This window comes from Acidobacteriota bacterium (assembly GCA_012517875.1).
Lineage (GTDB): Bacteria > Acidobacteriota > JAAYUB01 > JAAYUB01 > JAAYUB01 > JAAYUB01.
Map to the genome: position 1 here is coordinate 20,717 of JAAYUB010000006.1, position 23,271 is coordinate 43,987.

Below are 23,271 nucleotides of genomic sequence, written 5' to 3' on the forward strand. Positions count from 1 at the left end.
GTCACTCTCCCCACGCCTTGAGATCCATGCCGTGGCCGACGCCGCGGGTCCGCATCAGGCCGGGCCAGTCGAGGGGGCCGAGCCGGCGGACCTGCTCGGTGATCTCCGCGACCAGCTTGGAGAACTTCTCGCCCTCGGCCGCGCTGACCCATTCGTGCCGGAACCGCTCGGGCTCGATCCCCAGGTCCAGCAGGATCCGTTTCAAGAGCGGCATGCGGGCCATGGTCTTGTGGTTGCCGGTGATGTAGTGGCAGTCGCCGATGTGGCAGCCGCAGACCAGCACGCCGTCGGCGCCGCGGGCGAAGGCGGTGGTGACCAGCTCCGGGTCGATCCGGCCGGAGCACATCACCCGGATGATGTCCACGTTGGGCGGGTACTTCATCCGGGCGGTGCCGGCCATGTCGGCCCCGGTGTAGGAACACCAGTAGCAGAGGAAGCCGATGATGCGCGGCTGCCAGTCCGGCCCGGCCGCCGGGCGGGTGTCGGTGGACGCGGTGTTCGCCGGTTCACTCATGGGAGCCTCCAGTCGGAAGGGGTGCCGGCATCATGTCGGCCAGCAGCATTTCCACCTCGGCCATGACCTGCGTGTCGGTGAAGCCGAACTGCTGGATGGCGTTGCTGGGGCAGGTGGCGGCGCAGGTGCCGCAGCCGGTGCAGAGCGCCTCGTTGATGACGGCCACACCCTTTCGCGGATCGCGGGTGATGGCCTCGTAGGGGCACACGGTCAGGCAGGTCTGGCAGCCGGAGCAGCGGTCTTCGTTCACGCGGGCGATGAAGGGGTCCATCTCCACCTGGCCCTGGGCGATGAGCGCCGCCGCTTTGGACGCGGCGGCGGCGGCCGCGGCGCTGCATTCGGTGATGTCCATGGGCCCCTGGCAGGAACCGGCCAGGAAGACGCCCGAAACCGCCAGCTCCACCGGCCGCAGCTTCGGATGCACCTCGAGGAGGAAGCTGTCGTAGCCCACCGCGCACTTGTACATGTCGACCAGTTCGGAGATGTCGTGCGGGATCACGCCCGTGGCCAGAACGACCACGTCAACGGGAACCTCGACATCCAGCCGGTTGGTCAGCAGGTCCTGCACCATGACCACCACCGGCCGTTCGCCGCGCGGATCGTGGCGCACCTTGGGCAGCCGCCGCGGATCGTACCGGATAAAGCGCACGCCCCGCTCCGACGCACGCTCATAGTAATTCTCGTGTCCGCGCCCGTAAGTGCGGATGTCCTGGTAGATGTCGTAGATGACGACGTCGGGGAACCGGTCGATGATCTCGTTCGCCTGGTGCAGGGTGGCCGTGCAGCAGGTCCGGGCGCAGTAATCGTTCACCTTGCCGGAGGGCTGGGGCATGTTGATCCCCTCGTACTGACGCGCGCCGGCGCAGTGGATGAAGGCCATGGATTTGACCGGCCGGCCGTTCAGCACGAGCTGGCCGGCGGTGGGCCCCTCGGGATCCAGGATGCGGATGAGCTGCTGCAGGGTGATCACCTCGGGGAAAATACCGGAACCGTATTCGCCGAACATCGGCTCGTACGGATCGTAACCAGTGGCCAGCACGATCACGCCGGAGTGGATCTCGATCTCCTGCGGCTCCTGCGACAGGTCGATCCCCTTCCCGCCCACCACGGACAGGCACTTGCCGCACTTGGTGCAAGACCGCCAGTCGATGGCCGGCATCTGCGGCCAGCAGCCGGGATAGGGCATGTAGATGGCCTTGCGGCGGGTCAGCCCGAAGTTGTACTCGGAGATGGTCTCCTCGGGGCACGCGGCCATGGCGATGCCCACCTGGGTCAGGCGCTTGTCCACTCCCCGCGGCGAGATCCGGAGCCGGGTCCGGAAATCACCCACGATGCCGGAGCTGGACATCACCTGGGCGCCGGTGTGGACGGTGACGAGGGGGTGATGCACCACTTCGGCGATCAGCTTGCCCAACAGCTCCTTGGCGTCCTCGTTGGAAGGGAAGAGCGTGTAGAGCTGAGCCATCCGCCCGCCGAGGAAGGGGGTGTTCTCCACCAGCGTCACCCGCATGCCGCGCTTGGCCAGGTCGCGGGTCGCGACGAGGCCGGCCACGCCGCCGCCGATGACCAGGGCGGACGGGTGGATCATGATCCGGCGCTTGGCGAGCGGCTGCAGGTGGCGGATCCGGCCCACCGCCGCCCGGACGAGGCGGGTGGCCTTGAGGGTGGCCGCCGCCTTGTCCTCCACCACCCACGACACCTGCTCGCGGATATTCACATGCTCGAAGAGGTACTGGTTCAGCCCGGCCCGGCTCAGCGCCCGGCGGAAGGTCAGTTGGTGGAGCGTGGGGGAGCAGGCCGCAACGATGACGCGGTTCAGGCCCAGCTCGCGGATCTTTTCCTCGATGAGCATCTGGCCGGGATCCTAGCACATGAACATGTGCGTTGTGGACAGGACGACATCGGGAAGCCGGCCCACCTCCTCGGCCACCCGTCGGACATCCACCACGTCGGAGATGTTGCCGCCGCAGTGGCAGATGAAGACACCGATGCGAATGGCTTCAGCGGGGGGAGACTGGGGGCGGTGCGGGGGTCGGTCAGCCGTCATACGTCCCTCCTGCCCGGTTCGACCGGCGCGCGTTGTTTCCATTCCCGGGATATAAAAACTCTTCTCCTCCCGGGAGAACAAACTGTGATCGTATTTAGAACAATAAATTTCACCAAGTATAAAAAGCGGACAAAACAAATGCAAGCGAAACGTGGAAAAATGTACCCCGCGGCCGCAGGTCGGCTACAAATGCAACACGACTTGATCTGTGGACTCATTCAGTCGAAAAGCCGCGCCCCCTCGATCACGGGGGGAGGCGTCTGTCCGCAGGCCGCGGTTCAGAGGCCGTAAAGTCGGCGTTTTTCCAGCAGCGTCTTGCGATGGATGCCCAGGATTCTCGCCGCCTCCCCCTTGCGGCCGCCGGTGGCCCGCAGCACCCGCACAATGTGATCCCGTTCCACCTCGGCCAGCGACCGGAGACGGTTCGCCGCCGCGTCCGCCCCGGGCTGGGCCGGCAGCTCGGACCGCGGCACCGCCGCACCCGGGTAGAGCAGCACCCAGCGCCGCACCAGATTCTGCAGCTCCCGGACGTTGCCGGGGAATGGATGGCGGGCGAGCTGGTGCACGAAGTCGGGCGCCAGCTCCGGCTCGGCCGCGCGCGCCCGGCGCGCCTCGGTCCGGATGCAGAAAGCCAGCCAGTCGGGGAAACCGGCGGGATCGTCGCGCAGCGGCGGCAGTCCCAGCGCGAACAGGGCCAGACGGTAGTAGAGCTCCTGCCGCAGGACGCCCCGGCGGACCAGCTCGCCCGGCTCGCCCTGGGTCAGTCCGATGAAGCGGGTGTCGAGGACGATCTCGGCACGTCCGCCCATGGGCGTGAAGCGCCCCTGCTCCACCACGCGCAGGAGCTTGGCCTGTGCCGCAAGCGAGAGCGAATCCAGCTCATCGAACACCAGAGTGCCGCCGTTGGCCTGCAGCAGCCAGCCGTCGTGATCGTCGGCGGCGCCGGTGAAGGCACCGCGGACGTAGCCGAACAGCTCGGTTTCGATGAGCGGATCGGGCAGCGACGCGCAGCCGATTTCGATGTACGGGCCGTCGCGGCGGGAGCTCAGACGGTGGGCCAGGTAGGCGAACAGGTTCTTGCCGGTGCCGCTCTCCCCCCAGATGAGGCAGGTGGTGTCGGCGGCGGCGATCCGGCGCAGGGTGTCAAACACCGTCCGGAGTGGCCCCGCCCCGATGTGCACCTCGGCGGCCAGCTCCGGCGGAATCACGCCCGCGGATTCGGGCGGCGGCATGGCGCCTCCTCGTCAGGGCAGCGCGCGGACGTCCACGACCTTGCCGTCCGCCCAGAGCCGCTCGAGTTCGTAGTACTCTCGGGTTTCGATGGAAAAGATGTGGACGATGAAATCAAAGTAGTCGAGGAGCACCCACTCGGCGTTCTGATAGCCTTCGACATGGGCGGTCTCGATGCCCCGCTCCCCCAGTTTTTTCTGCAGTTCGTCGGCCAGCGTCTGGATGTGCTTCTCGTTGGCCCCCGAGCAGATGATGAAATAATTCGTGAAATTGGAGATTCTGGAGATGTCGATGATCCGGACATCAATGGCTTTCTTGCTGTCCAGGATTTCGTGGATGGTGGCAAGTGTCTCTTTCATTCTCCTCCATACAAGCCTGCTTTTTGGATGTAGCGGCGGACCGGCTCCGGGATGAGGTCCGCGCAGTCTGCGTGGGATTGTAGCATAACCCGGAGCCCGGTTGAAGACACATCGGGCATGCCCAACTCGGCCAGGACGGCGCGGGTGTCCCCGGTCAGCGCCGCGCGGATGCGCGCCGGCGTCCAGCCCCGGCCGTCCGCCACCCGGCCGGCGGCCAGCAGCGCTTCGGCCTCCGTCCCGAGGGTCACGCCGGGCCGGGCCACGAAGAGGAACCGGTACGCCGCGAGTAGCCGCTCCCACTCCCGCCAGTGCCGGAAATCGCGGAGCGAGTCGCCGCCGGCGATGAACACCGCCGCGGCCGCGGGCACGCCGTAGGTCACGCCGAACTGGGCCAGCGTATCGATCGTGTACGACGGACCGGGCACCTCCAGCTCCAGCGGGCACGGCACCCAGTCGGACCGGTGGGCCGTGGCCAGGGCCACCATGGCGTAGCGGTGCCACGCCGAGGTGACCGCCGTCCCCGGCTTGTGGGGCGGGGTGTGGTTGACGATGAAGTAGATCCGGTCCAGGCCCAGCGCCGCCTGGGCCCGTTCGGCCATCCGCAGGTGGGCGATATGGACGGGGTCGAACGTCCCGCCCAGGATGCCGGCGGACAGGCTCACGGCGCCACCGCCAGCATCTCGCCCAGCGTCCGGACCAGCTCCGGCAGGCCGTCGCCGCTGACGGCGGAAACGGCCAGGAACGGCTGCTTGCGCCGGCGGCAGTGCAGCCGCAGCCGCTTGAGCTGAGCGTTATCGGACACGGCATCGAGCTTCGTGGCTACAACCAGCTGCGGTTTGTCGGCCAGCGCCGGGTTGAACAGCGCCAGCTCGCGGTTGATGGCCTTGAGGCGCTCCACCGGGTCGCGCGGTTCCAGCCCGGAGACGTCCACCAGATGGACCAGCACCCGGGTCCGCTCCACGTGACGGAGGAACCGGTCGCCCAGGCCGGCGCCGGCGTGGGCACCTTCGATCAGGCCGGGGATGTCGGCCACGACGAAGGAGCGCCAGTCGTCGCAGCGGACGACGCCCAGGTGGGGCGCCAGGGTGGTGAACGGGTAGTCGGCGATCTTGGGCCGGGCGGCCGAGATGCGCGAGATGAGGGTGGATTTGCCGGCGTTGGGGTAGCCCACCAGGCCGACATCGGAGAGGAGCTTGAGCTCCAGCACCAGCTCTCGCTCCTCGCCGGCGCGGCCCGGCTCGGCGTTGCGGGGCGCCTGGTTGGTGGCGGTAGCGAAGCGGGCGTTGCCCCGGCCGCCCCGGCCGCCCCGGGCGGCCACGAAGCGCTGGTCGGGCGCGGTGAAGTCGAACAGCACCGCTTCGGTCTCCGGGTCACGCGCCACCGTTCCCACGGGCACGGTCACGATGCAGTCGTCGCCGTCGCGGCCGTGCCGGTTGCTCCCCTCGCCGTGCCCGCCGCGGCCGGCGCGGAACTCGCGCTGGTAGCGGAAATCCAGCAGCGTGTTGAGCTGGCTGGAGCTGACGAGCACCACGCTGCCGCCCCGGCCGCCGTCGCCGCCGCTGGGGCCGCCGTGCGGGACGAACTTCTCCCGCCGGAACGCAACGCAGCCGTTGCCGCCGGCGCCGGCCCTGATCTGGATGGTGGCGTAATCGATGAACATGGTCCGGTCAATCACCTGAAAAAAAGAAATACAGGCGCAGCGCCTGTATTTCATTCTAGCCCGGTGTCAGGGGAAAGGAAACGGGTTTACTCGGCCTGGGGAATGATGCTCACAAACTTGCCGCGGCTGCCGCGATCGCGGAACGCCACGATCCCGGTCACCTTGGCGTACAGGGTGTCGTCCTTGCCGCGGCCGACGTTGAGGCCCGGCTTGAGCGGAGTGCCCCGCTGCCGGACCAGGATGCTGCCGCCGGAAACCAGCTGGCCGGCGAAGCGCTTGATCCCCAGTCGCTGCGAATGGCTGTCGCGCCCGTTTCTGGAGCTGCCCACACCTTTTTTATGTGCCATGGCGTCTCACTCCGTCTTCATGGAAATTTTGTCGATCTTCAGATCGGTGAACGGCTGCCGGTGACCATTGAAGCGTTTGTACTGCTTGCGGATTTTTTTCTTGAAGACGATCACCTTGTCTGCCTGGCCGTGCTCCATCACGGTCGCCTGAACGGCGGCGTTCTGGATGGTGGGGGTGCCCACCAAAACCGCGTCGTCGGTATCGAGCAACAGGACGTCGTCAATGGTGACGTGCTCGCCCACGGGAACGTCGAGCTGTTCCACCCGGACCACCTGCCCTTCTGCCGCCTTGTACTGCTTGCCGCCGGAACGAATGATCGCAAACACGGGAGGGTACCTCCATCGATTTTCGAGCGGTGGATTATAGCCAGCCGCCAGGCGCTTGTCAACCGGAATGTTGCACGAAATCACTTCGCCGGCAGATCCTCGGCCGCAGCCGGCTCCGGCGCTGCCTGCGCGGCCCGGGTCCGGTCCAGCTCCTCCCGCGCCCAGAGGGGGTACTTCTCCTCGGCCAGCTCCACGGTGATCTTGCCGTGCAGCCAGCTCAGGTTCATGGGATATTCTTCGGGGTGCATGATCACGAAGAAAAAGTGCCAGACGAGGATCGCCAGGGTGGCCAGAATGGCTTCGTAGTAGTGGATCACCTCGCTGACCCGGATGATCCAGAAGGGGAAGATCCGGGTGGCCGCCACGGGGAACCACAGGACGAAGCCCGTCACGGCCATGACCGCCGTCCCCCAGACAAGCGCCCAGTACTCGGCCTTCTCGGAGTAATCGTACCGCCGGAAGAGCGGCCGCTCCTTGGCCAGGCCGAGGTGGTACCGGAGGTTGACGACGACCAGGCGGAGGTCCTCCCAGCGGAGCCAAAGCGCCTTCAACTGGGCCCGGCCCTTGACGCTGAACGCCAGGTACGCCAGATGCCAGATGCCGGTGGCGAGCAGGCCCACGGCGAAGACACGGTGCAGTACCGAGCGCACCGGCTCGGTCATGCCCAGCGCCCGCAGCCACTCGAAGAAGAAACTGTCGGAGAACTTGAGCGCAAAACCGGTCACCGCCAGCCCGATGAAGGTGATGGTGAGCAGGATGTGCATCCAGATCTCCTGCGCGTGGAACCGGGTCAGGCGCGGCGCCCGGCTCTCGTGATGATGCTTGCGGCGGAAAAAATAGTACAGGATCAGCACGTTGTGGGCCACCATGCTGCCGATGACCGCAAGGATCATCAGGACGTAGAAAGTCTGGAAGAAACCGGCCAGGCGGTTTTCCTGCAGGTTGGCCGTGGCATGGGTGTAGCTGCGGGCGAACTCCGGCGTGGCGCCCGGATGGCAACGGGCGCAGGTGGCGGTCACGTTGCCGGCCGCGACCGTGGAAGTCGGATCCCGCTTGGGCCGGATCTCGTGGGATTCGTGGCAACTGACGCAGGTGGCCGCGCGCGGACTGTTGAGCTTGAGGCTCAGGCCGTGGTACGAATCCACGAACTCGGCGGCGGTGCCCATCCTGGCGCCGTACTTGCGCAGCACCTTCGGGCTGGTGTGGCAATCGAGGCAGAGCTGGAAGCTGATCTGACGGTTGAAGGTGGCCGAATCGGCCGCGTCGCGTCCCAGGATTTCATGCTCGCCGTGGCAGTTGGTGCAGGTGGGCGAATCCGAGATGCCCAGCTTGAACGCCTTGCCGTGGATGCCCGCCAGGTATTCGTCCGTGACCTGCCGGTGGCACTTGCCGCAGGTCTCCGGGATCCGCCACCGATGGATGGTGCTCTCGGTGTCGGCGGAGCCGCGCAGGTCATGGGTGCCGTGGCAGTCGGCGCAGGAGGCCGCCTGCATGTTCCCCTGGCCGATTCGCTTGGCGTGTGCGGAGCGTGAGTAGCTCTCAAAGACGTAGGGCAGGCGGACCTCCCGGTCCTTCAAACCGTTCATGCCGTGGCATTTTCCGCACAGCTGCGATTCGTTGGACTTGTGGGTGGGCGATTTGGGGTCGCTGGCCGACAGCATGTTGTGCACGCCGTGGCAGCTGGCGCAGGTGGGTGCCGCCCCTTTACCCAGCGCGGAGGTCTGGGCGTGAATGCTGCGCGCGTAGTCGGTTGTCACATCCTCGTGGCAGGTCGCGCAGTCGGCCGGCCGCAGCTTCTCCGCGTGGGGAAATTCGGTGACGCCCTGCAGGCTGGTGTGGCAGTCCACGCACGCCAGGCCCGCCTGGCCGTGAACGGAGGCCTCGTACTGTTTCGGATCCACCGTGTCGTGGCACTCGAGGCACGTCGCGGTGTCCGCCAGGCCCAGTCCGCTTCCCATAACCCAAAGAACTGCCAGCGGTAACAACCGGCTGAATTTCATAATGACATTTCCTCGGTCGGCGTTCTGTATTCTGACGTATAGATAATATTCCACCTTGACTGGACTCGCAATCCCCAATTTGGTCTTGACCGTTGAATTCCGCGGTATTGCCGGAATCCGGCCCGGACCCACGCGGCCTCGAAAACGTCTTGAGTTTCCGACAAAATCCATATATGTATTAAGCGTTGATCGATTTCACACCGGGCGGTAATGCATGAAAGTCATTCAAGACCTGGCCAAGAATCTCTGGGTCAGCAAGTTCAGTCTGCTGGGCGCCACCATGGTCACGGTCTCGGCCGTGCTCATCGTCACCGCCTGGATTCTGGACATGCTGGGCGTGGCCGGCGGTCCCTACCGCGACCTGTTCGCCTACGGCTTCCTGCCCGGGGTGTTTCTGGTCGGCCTGGCGTTTATTCCGCTGGGCATCTGGTTCGCCCGCCGGAAGGCCCGGCGCGACGGGACGGAGATCCGCCCGCTGGTGATCGACCTGAGCCGGCCCGAACACCGCCACCGCGCCGTGCTGATACTCGCCCTGACTCTGGTCAACTCCATCATCCTGTCGGTGGCCATGTACGAGGGGTACCACTACACCGATTCCGACGAGTTCTGCGGCACACTCTGCCACACGGTCATGGAGCCCGAGTTCACCGCCTACCAGCGTTCGCCTCATGCCCGGGTGGGCTGCGTGGCCTGCCACATCGGGGGCGGCGCCTCCTGGTTCGTCAAATCGAAGCTCTCCGGCCTGCGCCAGGTCTACGCGGTCATGGCCCACACCTACAGCAGGCCTATCCCCTCGCCCGTGGCCGACCTCCGGCCGGCCCGCGAAACCTGCGAGGCGTGCCACTGGCCGCAGTTCTTCCACGGCAAGCAAACGGTGGTCCGGCGCAAGCTGGACGACACAGCTGACGTGAACAATCCCTTGGTCTCGGTGCTGCTGCTCGACATCGGCGGTTTCAACGCCAAATCAAATCGCTACGAGGGCATTCACTGGCACGTGAGCCGGCACGCCCGGGTGGAGTATCTCCCGGCCGACCCCAAGCGCACCCGGATCCACCGCGTCCGGTCCGTCCGCGAGGACGGCACGGTGCACGAGTATGCCCCGCCCGACAGCATCCCCGCACCGCCACCCGGAACCGAGTGGCGGACCATGGATTGCGTCGACTGCCACAACCGGCCCACCCACATCTTCGATGAGCCGCAGACGGCCGTGGACCAGGCCCTGCTGGACGGCAAGATCCCCGCCACGCTGCCGGGGATCCGCCCCTTGGCCCTCCGGCTCCTCACCGCCGCCCACCCCTCGCACGCCGCGGCCCGCGAGGGGATCCGCGCCGGGCTGGAGCGGCACTACGGCGCGTCGGGCGACGGGGCCGCGATCCGCAAGGCCGCCGACGGGATCTTCGCCATCTACCGGCTGAACGTGTTTCCCGACATGAAGATGACCTTTGGCGTGCATCGCAGTCATCTGGGACATGCCGATGACACCGGCGGCTGCTTCCGGTGCCACGACGGGGAGCACGCCACGGCGGACGGCCTGGTGCTGTCGCAGGACTGCGAGCTCTGTCACCAGGTGCTGGCTCAGGAAGAGCCGGAAAACAGCCTGGACAAAGCGATCGCCGACATCTTCCGATAGGCTGGCACCGAGACCGCCGGTCGGCAACCGCGTTCAAGGATAAGGATCGGCATGATCTGGCAACCCAAGCGATTCTGCGCTTACTGCGGCGCCCCCCTGTACCCTGATGGAGAGGGCGCCGGCCGCTGCGCAACCTGCGCCACGACGTTCTACGACAACCCGGTGCCGGCCGTCGCCGCCCTGGTGCGCGACGCCGCCGGCGCCATCCTCCTGGTGGAGCGCGCCAGGGAGCCGCAGGCGGGGCGATGGGCCCTGCCAGGCGGATTCATCGAGATCGCGGAATCCACCGCCGACGCCCTGCGGCGCGAGCTGCGGGAGGAGACCGGTCTCGAAGCGGACCGCGTGGAGTTGATCGGGATCGAAGACGAACCCAGCCGCCGGTACGGGCGGGTGATCGTGGTCTGTTACCAGGTCGCCGGCTACCGGGGCGAGCCGGTTGCCGGCGACGATGCGCGCGCGCTGGCATTCTTTCCGCCCGGCGCGCTGCCCGACCTGGCCTTCGTCAGCCACCGCCGCTTCATCGAACAAGCCATCCGGTCCGGGTGAGAACGGACCTGCGTCCGCTGCCACGCCGGCCGCCTGAAGCGCCCGCTTCGCACCGATCCGGCTACGGCGAAATCGGTTTCATTCCGCCATACCCCAAGAATGTTTTTGACACAGGCTCCATAATTAAATATCATTACCTGAACTATAGATTGCAAGGTGGATTGAAATGAGGGAATTAGGCAACGGTAGAATGAAAATCGGCCACGTGGCCCGGATGCTGAACGTTTCCGTTCCTACGCTGCGCATGTACGAGCGGGAAGGCATCCTGATCCCGTGGAAATCGACCGGCGGGACCCGCTACTTCGACGAGCAGGACGTCGAGTGGATCCGCTGCATCCGCCGCATGATCTCGGAACTGGGGCTCAACATCGAGGGGATCCGGCGGCTGCTGGCCCTGATCCCCTGCCACGAACTGCGCGGTTGCGCCGCCACCCAGTACGCGCACTGCCCCTGCCACATCGACGCCAGCCGGCCGTGCTGGAGCATCACCGGCGCCAGCCGCCGCTCCTCCCAGAAGGAATGCCACGGCTGCCCGGCGTACCGGAACTCGATCAGTTGCCAAAATCTCAAGAGTTTGTTTGAAATCCGGCTCCACCAGCTCGCCGGCAGCAATCACGGAGCAACTCCGGATCACACGGCCTGACCGTCGCCGGCCATCGGCGGCAGGTATTTATCCAGATCCACTTTTTCCAGGTAGGCCGGAATCTGCACCGCCCAGCCGAGCCGTTCGCGGATCTGCGCCTCCAGCGCCCGCATTTGCTCCCATTCGCCGTGCACGAGGAAGGTCATGCGCGGCGGACGTCGGAAGTTGCCCATCCAGCGGAACAGCTCGCCGGAGTCGGCATGGGCGCTGAACGCGTCGATGGAGCGGATCTCCGCCCGAACCGGGACGTTCTCGCCGTGGATCTTGACCTCGCGCTCACCGTCCAGGATCCGGCGGCCCCGCGTCCCCTCGGCCTGGTATCCCACGAACAGCACGGTGTTGCGCCGGTCCGGGAGCTTCAGCTTCAGGTGGTGCAGGATCCGTCCCGCCTCGCACATCCCGCTGGCGGAGATGATGATCACCGGCTCGTCGATGGTGTTGATGGCCATGGAATCCTGGACGGAGCTGGCCACGTGCAGGTTGTGGCAGAGCAGGCGGCAGTCGCCCGGCCGGCTCCCCCGCGACACCTCCGGATCGAAGCGCTCCGGGTAATCGCAGAATATTTTCGTCGCCTTGATGGCCAGCGGGCTGTCGATGTACACCGGAATCTTCGGAATCCGCTGAGCCTCCTGCAGCGCCCGGAGCTGGTAGAGGATCTCCTGGGTGCGGCCCACCGCGAACGCCGGGATGACCACCTTGCCGCCGCGCCGGACGGTCCGGCTGATGACGTCGTCCAACTCGGCCTGGATGTCCACGTCCTGGTGGATGCGGTCGCCGTAGGTGGATTCCATGATGAGGAAGTCGGTCTCGTCGACCGCCGTCGGGTCGGGGAGGATGCTCTCGCCGTACCGGCCGAGGTCACCGCTGAATACCACGCGGAATGTGGACTCGTCCTCGCGGCGCATGGTCAGGCGCACGATGGATGAGCCCAGGATGTGCCCCGCGTCCACGAACTCGAACTGGATGTTTTTGTTGATGGAGAACGCGCTGCCGTAGGGCACGTCCTGAAACTTCTCCAGCACCCGCTCGGCGTCGTCGATGGTGTAGAGCGGCTCGGCGGGTGCGTGTTTCGAGAAGCCCTCCTTGTTGGCGTAGCGCGCATCTTCCTCCTGGATATGGGCCGAGTCGGGAAGCATGATCTCGCACAGGTCGTGGGTGCTCGGGGTGGTGAAGATCCGGCCGTCGAAGCCGTGAGCGAAAAAGCGCGGCAGGAACCCGGTATGGTCGATGTGGGCGTGACTCAGGATGATGTCGTCCACGTACCCGGCCGGTAGCGGGAAGGTCTCCCAATTGCGGACGCGCAGCTCCTTGAGCCCCTGGAACAGGCCGCAGTCCAACATGACCACCTTGCCGCGGTGCTGAATGATGTGCTTTGTTCCGGTGACGGTCCGGGTGGCGCCGGCGAACTGGAGGAAACTGCCCATGAGCCGCTCCTATGCAAAAATCGACCGACGCCATTATAGGGTCTTTCCCGCAGGCTTTCCACTTCCAACATCCGTCCGGCGTCCCGCCGGCCCGTGAAAAGCCGCGTGAATGCTTGACAATCTCCCGATGATTCTATATGTTACCGGATTGCTTGGGAGACCGATCAAGGAGACTCGCATGCGCCTGAGCCACTATTTCATGCCCACTCTGCGCGAGGTGCCCGCCGAGGCCGACGTGGTGAGCCACGTCCTGCTGCTGCGCGGCGGATTCATCCGCCAGCTGGCGGCGGGCGTCTACTCCCACCTGCCGCTGGCCCAGTGCGCCCTGCTCCGCATACGTCAGATCATCCGCGAGGAGATGAACCGGATCGGTGGCCAGGAGTTCCACCTCCCGGCCATCCACCCGGCGGAGGTCTGGCAGGCCACCGGCCGCTGGGAGGTCATGGGCGACAACATGTTCCGCCTCAAAGACCGCTGGGGCCGCGACATGTGCCTGGGCATGACCCACGAGGAGGTCTTCACCTCGATCGCCCGCAACGAGCTGCGCTCCTACCGGCAGCTCCCCCAGATCTGGTACCAGATCCAGACGAAGTTCCGCGACGAGCCGCGGCCCAAGTCGGGCCTGCTGCGGGTGCGCGAGTTCACCATGAAGGACTCCTACTCGTTCGATGTCGACCGGGACGGCCTGGACACGAGCTACCGCTTGCACTACCACGCCTATTGCCGCATCTATGCCCGCTGCGGGCTGGACTACTTCGCCGTGGAGGCCCACTCCGGCTCCATGGGCGGGAGCCAGTCCCACGAGTTTATGGTCCGCTCCGACGCCGGCGAGGATCTGGTGGCCCGCTGCGCGGCGTGCGGCTACGCGGCCAATCTGGAGAAGGCCACGAACCGGCTCGCCCCCGTCGCCGACACCGAGCCCGCCGGTCCCGAACCGGTGCGCGTGGCCACGCCCGGGCAGAAAACAATCGAGGAGATTTCGAACTTCCTCGGTGTGCCGGCGCAGAACCAGATCAAGACGCTGGTTTACATGGTCGACTCGCAACCCATGCTCATTCTGATGCGCGGCGACCACCAGCTCAACGAGGCCAAGCTCGAGGCCGCCACCGGAACCAGCCTGCTGCGACCCGCCACCGCCGAGGAGATCGTCGCCGCCATGGGCGCCGACGCCGGCAGCCTGGGCCCCGTGGGCGTGCAGCACCTCACCATCCTCGCCGACGAGGCGCTGCGCGGCCGGCGCAACATGACCACCGGCGCCAACGCCACCGACTTTCACATCCAGGGCGTCACGCCCGACGTGCACTTCACCGCGGCGTACCACGACCTGCGCACCGTCGCCGACGGCGATCTCTGCCCCGGGTGCGGCGCCGCCCTGGGCGTGTTCAAGTCCATCGAGGTGGGGCACATCTTCAAGCTGGGCACCAAGTACAGCGACGCGCTGGGCGCCACGGTGCTCAACCGGGACGGCCAGTCCGTCCCCATCGTCATGGGCAGCTACGGCATCGGCGCCGAGAGAATCCTGTCGGCCGCGGTGGAGCAGTGCCACGACGACAAAGGCATCGTCTTCCCCGCCACCATCGCCCCCTTCGACGTCATCCTCGTCCCCGTGAGCATGGAGGACAGCCGGCTGGTCGAGACCGCCGACCGGTTCTACGCGGAGCTCCGCGCCGCCGGCCTCGAGGTGCTCTACGACGACCGGCCCGAGCGGCCCGGCGTCAAGTTCAACGACGCCGACCTGGTGGGCATCCCCGTCCGGATTACCCTTGGAACAAAGAAGCTCGCCCAGGGGCTGGCCGAAGTGACGGTGCGCCGCGAGGCCAAAGCCGTCGACTGCCCCGTGGGCGAGGTGACGGACCGCGTGACCGCCACGCTGGCGGCGCTGCGGGCCGAGATCGAGGCCCGCGTCCGCGACATCCGTCCGCTGCAGTGACCGGAGGCGTGGCCATGAACCAGTCCCTGTCGATGGAGATCACCTTTCCCGACGGCAAGCGCCTGAGCATCCGGAAGGGGTCCACCCTGCTGGACATCCTGCGCCGCTCGCGACTCCAGAGCGCCATGCCGGTGGTGGCGGCCAAGATCAACAACCGCCTCACCAATCTCCGCCACAAGCTGCGCGTCGACTCGCGGGTGGAGTTCATCGACTGCGTTCACCCCGAGGGCTTCCGCGTCTACCAGAGCTCACTGGTGTACCTCCTCGGCATGGTGGTGGAGCGGCTCTTCCCCCGCGCCGAGATGAAGGTGGAGCACTCCCTGAGCAAGGGGCTCTACTGCGAGCTCATCAAGGACACCACCCTGACGAAGGACGAGTTGCGGCGCATCGAGGCCGAGATGCGCGACCTCATCGCGCAGGACCTGCGGCTGGACAAGGAGAAGACCTACCTCGACGAAGCCCGCCAGTTCTTCCGCGCCACCGGCCAGGAGGACAAGATCCGGCTCTTCCGCCACTCCAACCCCCACACCATCGACATCTACATCTGCAACGGCTACCAGAACTACTCCGACTGTCCGCTGGTGCCCAGCACGGGGCTGCTGAACCTCTTCAGCCTGGTCTTCTACCCGCCCGGCTTCATCCTGATCATGCCCGAACCGTACGCGGTGGAGGTGGGCGAGGCGGCGACCGTGCCCGAATTCATCTCGCAACCCAACCTGTTCCGCGTCTTCCAGGAGTATGGCCAGTGGCTCGACATTCTGGGCCTGGGGGAGGTGGGCGAGCTCAACGAGCGGGTGGTGGCCGGCGCCGCCCCGGAGATCATCCGGATCAGCGAGGCGCTCCATGAGAAGAAGATCGCCCAGCTCGCCGACCAGGCGGTGGGCAGCCGGATCGTGCTCATCGCCGGGCCGTCGTCGTCGGGGAAGACCACCTTCGCCAAGCGGCTGGCCGACCAGCTCCGGGTGGACGGCCTGCTGCCCGAGGTCATCTCGCTGGACGACTACTTCCTCGACCGCGAACAGACGCCCAAGGACAGCCACGGCCAATACGACTTCGAGAGCATCCGGGCGCTGAACATCGACTTGCTGCACGAGCACTTCGAGCGGCTTCTCGAGGGCCAGCCCGTCTCGATGCCCCGCTACAACTTCCACACCGGCCGCTCGGAGCCGGATCACCGGACCATCACGCCGTCGGCGACCACCATTCTGCTGTACGAGGGGATCCACGCCATCAACCCGGAGTTGATGCGCAACCTGCCCATGCACCAGATCAAGCGGATCTACGTCTCGCCCCTGACCGCGCTGAGCATGGACCACCACAACCGCATCCCCACCACCGACGTCCGGATGCTGCGCCGGATCGTCCGCGACTACCTGTTCCGCGGCTACGACGCGCTGGTCACCCTGCAGCGCTGGCGCTCGGTGCGCCGCGGCGAGACCGCCTACATCTTCCCCTACCAAAAGGACGCCGACCTGTTCTTCAACTCGTCGCTGGTGTACGAGCTGGCGGTGCTGAAGCGCTGCGCCGAGCCGCTGCTGCTCCGCATCAGCACCGAGCACAGCGAGTACTCCGAGGCGCGGCGCCTGCTCAAGTTCCTGTCCTACTTCCAGGACATCCCGCCCGACTCGGTGCCCAACAACTCCATCCTGCGGGAGTTCATCGGCGCCAGCGCGTTCCGCTACTGACGCGGCGGCGGGCGGACGGCCCCCAGGAGCGCCCCGTGTCCAACCGGCAGCACGAAACGCCCGAAGACGCCATGCGCCGCGTGACCGCGGAGATCGTGGGCCGCGCCGCCCGCTACGCCCGCCGCCGGGGCCTGGACGTCCGGATTTCCAAGACGTCGCGGGGCGCGGGCACGCCCGTCGTCGAGCTGGATCCGGCCACACCGGCCGGTAAGGCGCGCCTGGCCGAGTATCTCGCCCGGCCGGCCCGCCACTACACCCTCGCGGGGCTCGGCGCGCCCGAAGACCCCAACGCCGTGAACTGGCGGAAGGTGAACCTGCCCGCGCCGCGCCGCACCCTGCTCACGGTGATGGTGGGAATCTCGTTCCTGCTCAAGGGGACGCCGTTCAAGAACCGGTGGTACCGCTGGATGGGCGTCCACGTGGGCCGCAACGTGGAGGTCATGCAGATGGTCTGGCTGGACCATTTCCGCCCCGAGCTCGTCTTCATCGGCGACAACACCCTGGTGGGCGCCTTCAGCCAGTTCACCGTGCACGCCTACGAGGGGCGCGGCCGGTTCCGCTTCGGGCTGGTCGAGGTGGGCCGCAACTGCACCATCGGCGCCGGCGCCGGTCTCGGCATGATCAAGGTGGAGGACGACGTTCGCATCCTGCCGGGCACGGTGGTCTCGCCCTACTACCCCCGCATCAAGGCGGGCACGGTGGTCGGCTACGACCCGCCGCCGAAATCGGCACCTGTCACGCAGGAGCAGCCCGAAACCGTTGATAGTTGAGGGTTCGTGCCCGTAATCGTAATCGTAATTCGTAATCGTGATCGTAATTCGTAATCGAGGCTCGAGACTCGAGGCTCGAGGCTCGTTCCCGTAATGCGGACATCGGACATCGGACTTCGGACTTCGGACTTCGGACTTCGGAATTCGGACATCGGCCGCTTCGCGCGGAGCGCTCTGGATAGCACGAAGTGCTTTGGAGTGCGGCGGCTCGACGCCGCTTTGGATTTCGGAACGGTTTGTCGATTTGGGACGGCTGCAAAATCCAAAGACGCGTCCCGCGCCGATCCAAAGCGCAGTCCAGCCTGCGCACTCCACGGCGCTTCGCGCTATCCAAAGACGCGTCCCGCGCCAATCCAGAGCGCAGCCGCCGACGGCGATGGAATGGTGTCGCGGGCTCCACGGGCCTTGCGGGGAGGGCTTTCCCGCCGCTCGCTCCCGCTCGCGGTACCTCCCGCGTGCCCGCCGCTCGATGGTGCCTGTCGACCCGGAGCGCGAGGCTCGTTCCCGCCATGCGGACTTCGGACTTCGGGCCGCCCGGATTCACCGCGGAGGACGCAGAGGGCACAACGGATATTTCAAACCACCAAACAGTGTCGTTCTTGATCTTGTGTTCACCAGTTCTCAGGTTCACAAGTTTGCAGATTGTTGAAGCCCAATCGGTTGAAATGTGATCGTTGATGTTCTATGGTTGAGTATCTGAACGCGTAGCGGTGATCATGATCGGTGAGCTGGATATAGTCTGAATGAAAATAGTGATGAGTTCAGATCAGTCGAGGCACCCGTTTGAATCCGATTGAACACCATGAAGGAGACTGGTATGTCTGTTGTCGACAAGATCATCTGGGGTTTGATCTTTCTCGCTGTTGCCGGTATTCAGTTTGTTTCATCTCCGCACCAATCAACTCCGTTTAAAGTTAGAGGAGTTTTTATCGGCGGCGTGATTTTAACTGGTATCGCCTTCTGGATTTTTTTTACAGCGTGGCGGAATCGACAACATCTTGGAAAAGGACCTTGCGATCTCTGCGGTCGGAAGGCCCGCCCTCTCAAGGTGTACCGAGTGATAGACAAAGCTCCAGATGATTCCATCCACATTGTCTGCTGGATCTGCGAGTTGCAAAAATATCTCTTCATGCTTGTCTACGCAGCGCTCGTAGTAGGTCTTGGTTACGTTATCGACGCGCTGAAAGTGTACTTTCCAAGCGGCCGCGAATCCATCATGTCGCCCGACCGGTACGATCCTTATATGACCGTCGGAATCATCGCTTGGCTGGTGGGCAGCATATCCCTGTACTTCCTGGTCAAATCCATGCTGCCTGCCGAAATTCTGAAACGAAGGGCTTCTGAATCAGAGATTAAACCGTATGACCCGGAATCCGAAATCTTCGCCCGGTTGCAAGAGCTCAATGCAGAAATGATGGCTTGGACCCACGACGACGGCTTGCCCAAGCTGGAACAGCTAAATCTCGAAGCCCGAAAAATTGGTCGGGTCCTCCACCGCGAAGGAGGCAAGGAGCGCATGCTGGAGGTTTTCAGAGCGCTGGATCTGGGCCGCCCCATTGAGAGCGCTTGGGATGGAATTGGGCAGTGGCGGGGGTAATCCGGCAGTACCACATGTGGTCACCGGGGTTGGCATCGCGATCATCGTCGCGGGGGTTTTGGAAAAATGCACCCAAACTCACCGGATCACATGAATTCGGTTAACACCTACTGAAACACAACCACTCTCGCTGGTGGCTGGATCCCGATCCTCGGACATTGGACGTCAGCCAACGCTTCGCGCAGAGCACTTTGGACAGCGCGCAGTGCTTTGGAGTGCAGCGGCTTGACGCCGCTTTGGATTCCGGACCGGTTTGTCGATTGGCGACGGTTGCATAATCTTAAGACGCTACCGCGTCCATCCAAAGCGCAGCCGCCGACGGCGATGGTCCCATCACCCAGGTTCCATCAACGACACGAATGAACTCGTATCCAAATAGCCAATTAAATATTAGCAATAATCAATGACCAATAATCCCACCAATCCGAAATGACCGATGACCATTGATCAATGAAAAATGATCGATGAACTCCGCCCTGCCCCGACTCACCGATTCACCCATTAACCCATTCACCGATTCACCGTTTATTCGATATTCTGAATCTGCTCCCGGAGCTTTTCGATGTCGGCCTTGAGGTCGATGCCCAGGCGGCTGATCTCGATGAGATCGGTCTTCGACAGGATGGTGTTCGCCTCGCGGTTGAGCTCCTGCAGGATGAAGTCGAGCTTCTTGCCCGCCGGCCCGCCGGCGGCGAGCACATCGCGGAACTGCTGCAGGTGGGAGCGGAAGCGGTCCAGCTCCTCGGCGATGTCGGCGCGCTCCGCCTGATAGGCCGCCTCCTGGAGCAGCCGCGCCGGGTCCGGCTCCCCCGCCCCGGTCAGCAGCTCCCCCAGCCGCTTCTGCCAGCGCGCCAGACAGTGCTGCCGCACCGTCTCCTGGTGCGCGGCGATCGCTTCGATCCGGACGGTGACGGCGTCCAGGATCCCGGCCATCACTTCCCGCAGATTCGCCCCTTCCCGGGCGCGCATCGCCGCGAAGGCGGCCAGCACCTCGCGGAGCAATTCCAGCAGCCCGGCCTGGAATGCGGCGTCGGCCGTCGCCGACTCGGCGGACGCCTTGAGCACGCCGGGCAGGGTGAGTAAATCCCGCATCTGCAGGGTCAGCTTCAGCTCGTCGGCCAGCGGCGCGAGCTGCGCGTGGAACTGGCGGACGAGGTCGGTGTTGAGCGGCGGCGCGCCGCCGGCGGCCGGCTGCAGCTCCACCCAGACGTCCACCCGGCCGCGCTGCAGCGCCGCCTTGACGGTGTCGCGCACCGCCTGCTCCAGCTCCACGGAGGCCGCCGGGAACTTGAGAAAAATGTCCAGGTAGCGGTTGTTCACCGCCTTCATCTGGATCGACACAAGATAGCCGCCGATGGCCCGGGAGCCGCTGGCGAAACCGGTCATGGAATGGAGTGTGCCCATCGCGTCCTCACGCTTCGTTGCGGAATTGGATGTCGTGCAGCTTCTTGTACACCGCGCCCAAGGCCAGCAGCTCGTCGTGGGTGCCCGTCTCCACGATGCGGCCGCGATCCAGCACGATGATCCGGCCGGCGTTGCGCACGGTGCTCAGCCGGTGGGCGATGACGAAGGTCGTCCGGTTCTGCATCAGGTTGGCCAGCGCCTGCTGGACCAGGCTCTCCGACTCGCTGTCCAGCGACGAGGTCGCCTCGTCGAGCACCAGCAGCGGCGCGTCGCGGAGCAACGCCCGGGCGATGGCCAGCCGCTGGCGCTCGCCCCCCGAGAGCCGCGCGCCACGCTCGCCGATGATCGTGTCATACCCCTGGGGCATCTTGACGATGAAGTCGTGGGCCAGCGCCGCCCGCGCCGCCGCCTCGAGCCGGTCGGCGGACACGTCGCCGGAGCCGTAGCTGAGATTGTTGCGCACCGTGTCGTTGAAGAGGAAGGTCTCCTGGGTGACGATGGCGATCTGGCGGCGCAGCGAGTCGAGGCGGACGTCGCGCAGGTCGACGCCGTCGATCCGGATGGCCCCGCCGGTGGGATCGAAGAACCGCGGGATCAGGTTGGCCAGCGTGCTCTTGCCCGCCCCCGAGCTGCCGACGATGGCCAGCACCTCACCCCGGGGCACCCGCAGGTCGATCGCCTCGAGCACCGGCACCGGCTCATCGCCCGGCCGCTCGTAGTGGAACGACACGTGGTCGAAGACGATGTCGCGGCGCATGGGCGGCAGCTCCGCGGCGTCGGATCGCTCGGCGACCCGCTCGTCCTCCTCGAGCACCTCAAAGATGCGGTCCACCGAGGCGAACGTCTGCTGGAAGCCCAGGTGCATCCGCGAAATGCGACGCACCGGGTCGTAGAGCCGCACCAGCGAGGTCAGGAACACGGCGAACGCGCCTACGGTGAGCGCGCCGGCCTGGATTCGGAAGTGGGCATACACCAGGAAGGGGACGAAGATCAGGACGCCGATCAGCTCCATCAGCGGCGGGTTGATGGAGACGATCCGCCCCGCCTTCAGGTTGAAGCGGAGCAGCCCGTCGGTCATGCGGCGGAACCGCAACGACTCCCCGGCCTCCATGCCGAAGCCCTGCACCACCCGGTGGCCCGACATGGTCTCCTGGAGCATGTTGGTCATCTCGGCCATGTGCTCCTGGCTGTGCCAGCCGTAGCCCTTGATCCGCCGGCCGAGGAAGCTGGTGATCCCCGCCACCACCGGCCCCACCACGAGGGTGGCCCCGGCCAGGTACGGATCGATGTAGAACAGCAGCACGACGAACGCCACCATGGTGAGCACCTGGCGGGCGAAGTCGGCCAGCGAGCGCGAGACCGTCTCCTGGATCTTGTCCACGTCGTTGACGATCCGGCTGGTGAGCTTGCCGGTGGAGTGGCGCGCGAAGAACAGGGTGGACTGCCGGACGATGTGATCGAACAGGTCATTGCGGACGTGCTGGATGATCTTCTGGCCCGTGTAGATCGTGGCGTAGTCGGCGAAGTAGAGACAGACGCACTTCAGGAAGGTCAGGATCAGGATGCCCAGGGCGACCTTCAGGTAGATGTCGGGCCCGCGGAGGTCGAACCAATCGTACAGGAACTGGAACTTGGCCGCCGCGCCGGAGAGCGCCGTGTGCTGCGCCAGCACCGAGTTGAAGATGGGCTCGATGAGCATCATGATGAGCCCCTCGAGCGCGCTCACCAGGGCCAGCAGCACCAGCGACACCGCCAGTAGAGGGAGGTACGGCTTGAGGTAGACCATCAGTTTGCGCAGTTCGTTCATGTCCGGGCGGCTTCTCCGGGCGGAAGTGACTCATCGTAGTACGGTCGGGCGGGAAAGTCAAAGGCGGTTGAGATTTCGGACGGGCGGTCAGCGGGGATCCGCCTCGGCCGGCGCCACCGTGAGCACCGCCGCTCCGTGCCGCAGCCGGCTGTGCTTCAGGTCGGCCAACGCCTCGTTGGCCGCCGCCAGGGGGAACGTCTGCACGTCGGTGTGAATGGGCACCACCGGCGCCAGGGCCATCAGCTCCTCCGCGTCGGCTCGCGTGCTGGCGGTGACGGAGCAGAGCGTCTTTTCGAAGTAGAGGTGGCGGGCGTAGTCCAGCGGCGGGGTGTCGCTCATCCAGATGCCCGCCAGGGCGAGCGTGCCGCCCCGGTCCAGGTGCTCCAGCGCGCGCGGGACAATCTCGCCGGCCGGGGCGAACACGATCCCGCCGGTCAGGGGTTCGGGCGGCGCCTCCGTGGCGGCGCCCACCCACTCCGCGCCCTGCCGGCGGGCCAGCTCGCGGTGCGCCTCGGAGCGGGTGAAGACGTACACCCGGCAGCGCCAGTGGCGGGCGATCTGAATGGCGACGTGGGCCGACGCGCCGAAGCCGAACAGTCCCAGCGCCTCGCCGGGGCGGACGCGCGACAGGCGAAGCGCCCGGTAGCCGATGATCCCGGCGCACAGGAGCGGCGCCGCCTGGGTGTCGGACACCCCCGGCGGCAGCGGACAGGCGAACGCCTCGGCCGCCACGGCGTAGTCGGCGTAACCGCCGTCCCGGTGGAATCCGGTGAACACCGCGTCGGGGCAGAGGTTCTCGCGCCCGGCCTCACAGAATCGGCAGGCACCGCAGGTTCTACCCAGCCACGGCACCCCGACTCGGTCGCCGGGTCGGAACCGCAGCGCTCCCGGCCCGACGGCGTCAACGACGCCGACGATCTGGTGGCCGGTCGTGATCGGTCGGATCGGGAGCGCCAGGTCCCCTTCGGCCTCGTGGAGGTCGGTGTGGCAGACGCCGCAGGCGGCGACGCGGATCCGGATCTCGCCCGGGCCCGGTTTCGGCATGGGGACATCCTCCAGCCGCAGGGGCCGCTCCTCGATGGGGGCTGATTCGTGAAGCCGCATGGCGCGCACGGGTCACCTCCGAAGCTGGCACAACCGAAGCTTGTGGCCATTGTAGTGCGGCTGTCGTCGCACTGCAAGGTTCGGGGTTCGGAGACCGTTCCCATTCGTTGATGTGATGAGAAGAGCGCTCCTTTTAGCGCCACCGAGACACGAGATATAATCTCGTGGGTGATTGCTCCCGGGGTCGCGGCGCCAAAAGGAGCGCACACGATGACAACACCATTGTACCTCGGAGTCGATTTTCATC

21 protein-coding genes are annotated in these 23,271 nt (G+C 65.8%); 7 read left to right on the top strand and 14 right to left on the bottom strand.

Annotated features, from left to right (window positions below):
* Nucleotide 1: 1 nt before the first annotated feature.
* The 10 genes from GX414_00750 to GX414_00795 form a co-directional block, all read right to left on the bottom strand.
* Nucleotides 2-514, bottom strand: a complete 513-nt coding sequence (locus tag GX414_00750) for a hydrogenase iron-sulfur subunit (GenBank protein NLI45613.1) — start codon at nucleotides 512-514, stop codon at nucleotides 2-4.
* On the bottom strand, nucleotides 507-2,366 hold the full coding sequence (locus GX414_00755; protein NLI45614.1) for a CoB--CoM heterodisulfide reductase iron-sulfur subunit A family protein: 1,860 nt from the start codon (nucleotides 2,364-2,366) through the stop codon (nucleotides 507-509). Before GX414_00755 ends, GX414_00750 begins: the two co-directional genes overlap by 8 nt.
* A 12-nt stretch (nucleotides 2,367-2,378) precedes the next feature.
* Nucleotides 2,379-2,561, bottom strand: coding sequence for a hypothetical protein (locus GX414_00760; protein ID NLI45615.1), 183 nt, complete (start codon nucleotides 2,559-2,561; stop codon nucleotides 2,379-2,381).
* 278 nt (nucleotides 2,562-2,839) lie between these two features.
* A complete protein-coding gene (locus GX414_00765) occupies nucleotides 2,840-3,793 on the bottom strand; it encodes a sigma-54-dependent Fis family transcriptional regulator (GenBank protein NLI45616.1) in 954 nt (317 codons plus the stop codon).
* Between the two features lie 12 nt (nucleotides 3,794-3,805).
* Nucleotides 3,806-4,150: a ribosome silencing factor gene (gene rsfS, locus GX414_00770; GenBank protein NLI45617.1), complete on the bottom strand. Its 345-nt coding sequence runs from the start codon at nucleotides 4,148-4,150 to the stop codon at nucleotides 3,806-3,808.
* The gene (gene nadD / locus GX414_00775; protein NLI45618.1) at nucleotides 4,147-4,812 is read right to left on the bottom strand and encodes a nicotinate (nicotinamide) nucleotide adenylyltransferase; all 666 of its coding nucleotides are present in this window, start codon (nucleotides 4,810-4,812) and stop codon (nucleotides 4,147-4,149) included. The genes rsfS and nadD overlap by 4 nt, the downstream gene beginning before the upstream one ends.
* Complete coding sequence (gene obgE / locus GX414_00780; protein ID NLI45619.1) at nucleotides 4,809-5,810, bottom strand: GTPase ObgE; 1,002 nt, start codon at nucleotides 5,808-5,810, stop codon at nucleotides 4,809-4,811. The genes nadD and obgE overlap by 4 nt, the downstream gene beginning before the upstream one ends.
* 86 nt (nucleotides 5,811-5,896) lie before the next feature.
* Nucleotides 5,897-6,157 carry a 50S ribosomal protein L27 gene (gene rpmA / locus GX414_00785; GenBank protein NLI45620.1) on the bottom strand — a complete coding sequence of 87 codons (261 nt, stop codon included), beginning with the start codon at nucleotides 6,155-6,157 and terminating at the stop codon, nucleotides 5,897-5,899.
* Between the two features lie 6 nt (nucleotides 6,158-6,163).
* The gene (rplU, locus tag GX414_00790) at nucleotides 6,164-6,484 is read right to left on the bottom strand and encodes a 50S ribosomal protein L21 (protein NLI45621.1); all 321 of its coding nucleotides are present in this window, start codon (nucleotides 6,482-6,484) and stop codon (nucleotides 6,164-6,166) included.
* Nucleotides 6,485-6,564: 80 nt separating this feature from the next.
* The gene (locus tag GX414_00795) at nucleotides 6,565-8,442 is read right to left on the bottom strand and encodes a hypothetical protein (protein ID NLI45622.1); all 1,878 of its coding nucleotides are present in this window, start codon (nucleotides 8,440-8,442) and stop codon (nucleotides 6,565-6,567) included.
* Nucleotides 8,443-8,698: 256 nt separating this feature from the next.
* On the opposite strand from GX414_00795, the gene GX414_00800 reads away from it, so the two are divergent.
* The 3 genes from GX414_00800 to GX414_00810 all read left to right on the top strand — a co-directional run bounded on the left by GX414_00800 (nucleotide 8,699) and on the right by GX414_00810 (nucleotide 11,303).
* The gene (locus GX414_00800) at nucleotides 8,699-10,114 is read left to right on the top strand and encodes a cytochrome C (protein ID NLI45623.1); all 1,416 of its coding nucleotides are present in this window, start codon (nucleotides 8,699-8,701) and stop codon (nucleotides 10,112-10,114) included.
* A 51-nt stretch (nucleotides 10,115-10,165) separates the two neighbouring features.
* Nucleotides 10,166-10,660 carry an NUDIX hydrolase gene (locus tag GX414_00805; protein NLI45624.1) on the top strand — a complete coding sequence of 165 codons (495 nt, stop codon included), beginning with the start codon at nucleotides 10,166-10,168 and terminating at the stop codon, nucleotides 10,658-10,660.
* Nucleotides 10,661-10,850: 190 nt separating this feature from the next.
* Nucleotides 10,851-11,303 (top strand): MerR family transcriptional regulator, encoded by a 453-nt coding sequence (locus tag GX414_00810; GenBank protein ID NLI45625.1) that lies wholly within the window; start codon nucleotides 10,851-10,853, stop codon nucleotides 11,301-11,303.
* Here GX414_00810 and GX414_00815 read toward each other — a convergent pair.
* The gene (locus GX414_00815) at nucleotides 11,291-12,727 is read right to left on the bottom strand and encodes an MBL fold metallo-hydrolase (GenBank protein NLI45626.1); all 1,437 of its coding nucleotides are present in this window, start codon (nucleotides 12,725-12,727) and stop codon (nucleotides 11,291-11,293) included. The two genes, GX414_00810 and GX414_00815, sit on opposite strands and share 13 nt — an antisense overlap.
* Nucleotides 12,728-12,905: 178 nt before the next feature.
* On the opposite strand from GX414_00815, the gene GX414_00820 reads away from it, so the two are divergent.
* From GX414_00820 to GX414_00835, 4 genes are all read left to right on the top strand, one after another.
* Nucleotides 12,906-14,657, top strand: coding sequence for a proline--tRNA ligase (locus GX414_00820; GenBank protein ID NLI45627.1), 1,752 nt, complete (start codon nucleotides 12,906-12,908; stop codon nucleotides 14,655-14,657).
* A gap of 32 nt (nucleotides 14,658-14,689) precedes the next feature.
* Nucleotides 14,690-16,342, top strand: a complete 1,653-nt coding sequence (locus GX414_00825) for a nucleoside kinase (GenBank protein NLI45628.1) — start codon at nucleotides 14,690-14,692, stop codon at nucleotides 16,340-16,342.
* 35 nt (nucleotides 16,343-16,377) lie between these two features.
* Nucleotides 16,378-17,112 (top strand): hypothetical protein, encoded by a 735-nt coding sequence (locus GX414_00830; GenBank protein NLI45629.1) that lies wholly within the window; start codon nucleotides 16,378-16,380, stop codon nucleotides 17,110-17,112.
* An 817-nt stretch (nucleotides 17,113-17,929) separates the two neighbouring features.
* Nucleotides 17,930-18,709: a hypothetical protein gene (locus GX414_00835; protein ID NLI45630.1), complete on the top strand. Its 780-nt coding sequence runs from the start codon at nucleotides 17,930-17,932 to the stop codon at nucleotides 18,707-18,709.
* 525 nt (nucleotides 18,710-19,234) lie between these two features.
* On the opposite strand, the gene GX414_00840 is transcribed toward GX414_00835, so the two are convergent.
* From GX414_00840 to GX414_00850, 3 genes are all read right to left on the bottom strand, one after another.
* Nucleotides 19,235-20,113, bottom strand: coding sequence for a YicC family protein (locus tag GX414_00840; GenBank protein NLI45631.1), 879 nt, complete (start codon nucleotides 20,111-20,113; stop codon nucleotides 19,235-19,237).
* Between the two features lie 7 nt (nucleotides 20,114-20,120).
* Nucleotides 20,121-21,920 carry an ABC transporter ATP-binding protein gene (locus GX414_00845; protein ID NLI45632.1) on the bottom strand — a complete coding sequence of 600 codons (1,800 nt, stop codon included), beginning with the start codon at nucleotides 21,918-21,920 and terminating at the stop codon, nucleotides 20,121-20,123.
* An 87-nt stretch (nucleotides 21,921-22,007) separates the two neighbouring features.
* On the bottom strand, nucleotides 22,008-23,033 hold the full coding sequence (locus tag GX414_00850; protein ID NLI45633.1) for a zinc-dependent alcohol dehydrogenase family protein: 1,026 nt from the start codon (nucleotides 23,031-23,033) through the stop codon (nucleotides 22,008-22,010).
* Nucleotides 23,034-23,271 lie beyond the last annotated feature (238 nt).

What these genes read in the sequence shown, in the direction of transcription:
- GX414_00750 (NLI45613.1), bottom strand. Translation starts at nt 514, where the DNA reads ATGAGTGAACCGGCGAACACCGCGTCCACCGACACCCGCCCGGCGGCC.
- GX414_00755 (NLI45614.1), bottom strand. Translation starts at nt 2,366, where the DNA reads ATGCTCATCGAGGAAAAGATCCGCGAGCTGGGCCTGAACCGCGTCATC.
- GX414_00760 (NLI45615.1), bottom strand. Translation starts at nt 2,561, where the DNA reads ATGACGGCTGACCGACCCCCGCACCGCCCCCAGTCTCCCCCCGCTGAA.
- GX414_00765 (NLI45616.1), bottom strand. Translation starts at nt 3,793, where the DNA reads ATGCCGCCGCCCGAATCCGCGGGCGTGATTCCGCCGGAGCTGGCCGCC.
- rsfS (NLI45617.1), bottom strand. Translation starts at nt 4,150, where the DNA reads ATGAAAGAGACACTTGCCACCATCCACGAAATCCTGGACAGCAAGAAA.
- obgE (NLI45619.1), bottom strand. Translation starts at nt 5,810, where the DNA reads ATGTTCATCGATTACGCCACCATCCAGATCAGGGCCGGCGCCGGCGGC.
- rpmA (NLI45620.1), bottom strand. Translation starts at nt 6,157, where the DNA reads ATGGCACATAAAAAAGGTGTGGGCAGCTCCAGAAACGGGCGCGACAGC.
- GX414_00795 (NLI45622.1), bottom strand. Translation starts at nt 8,442, where the DNA reads ATGGGAAGCGGACTGGGCCTGGCGGACACCGCGACGTGCCTCGAGTGC.
- GX414_00800 (NLI45623.1), top strand. Translation starts at nt 8,699, where the DNA reads ATGAAAGTCATTCAAGACCTGGCCAAGAATCTCTGGGTCAGCAAGTTC.
- GX414_00805 (NLI45624.1), top strand. Translation starts at nt 10,166, where the DNA reads ATGATCTGGCAACCCAAGCGATTCTGCGCTTACTGCGGCGCCCCCCTG.
- GX414_00810 (NLI45625.1), top strand. Translation starts at nt 10,851, where the DNA reads ATGAAAATCGGCCACGTGGCCCGGATGCTGAACGTTTCCGTTCCTACG.
- GX414_00815 (NLI45626.1), bottom strand. Translation starts at nt 12,727, where the DNA reads ATGGGCAGTTTCCTCCAGTTCGCCGGCGCCACCCGGACCGTCACCGGA.
- GX414_00820 (NLI45627.1), top strand. Translation starts at nt 12,906, where the DNA reads ATGCGCCTGAGCCACTATTTCATGCCCACTCTGCGCGAGGTGCCCGCC.
- GX414_00825 (NLI45628.1), top strand. Translation starts at nt 14,690, where the DNA reads ATGGAGATCACCTTTCCCGACGGCAAGCGCCTGAGCATCCGGAAGGGG.
- GX414_00835 (NLI45630.1), top strand. Translation starts at nt 17,930, where the DNA reads ATGTCTGTTGTCGACAAGATCATCTGGGGTTTGATCTTTCTCGCTGTT.
- GX414_00840 (NLI45631.1), bottom strand. Translation starts at nt 20,113, where the DNA reads ATGGGCACACTCCATTCCATGACCGGTTTCGCCAGCGGCTCCCGGGCC.
- GX414_00845 (NLI45632.1), bottom strand. Translation starts at nt 21,920, where the DNA reads ATGAACGAACTGCGCAAACTGATGGTCTACCTCAAGCCGTACCTCCCT.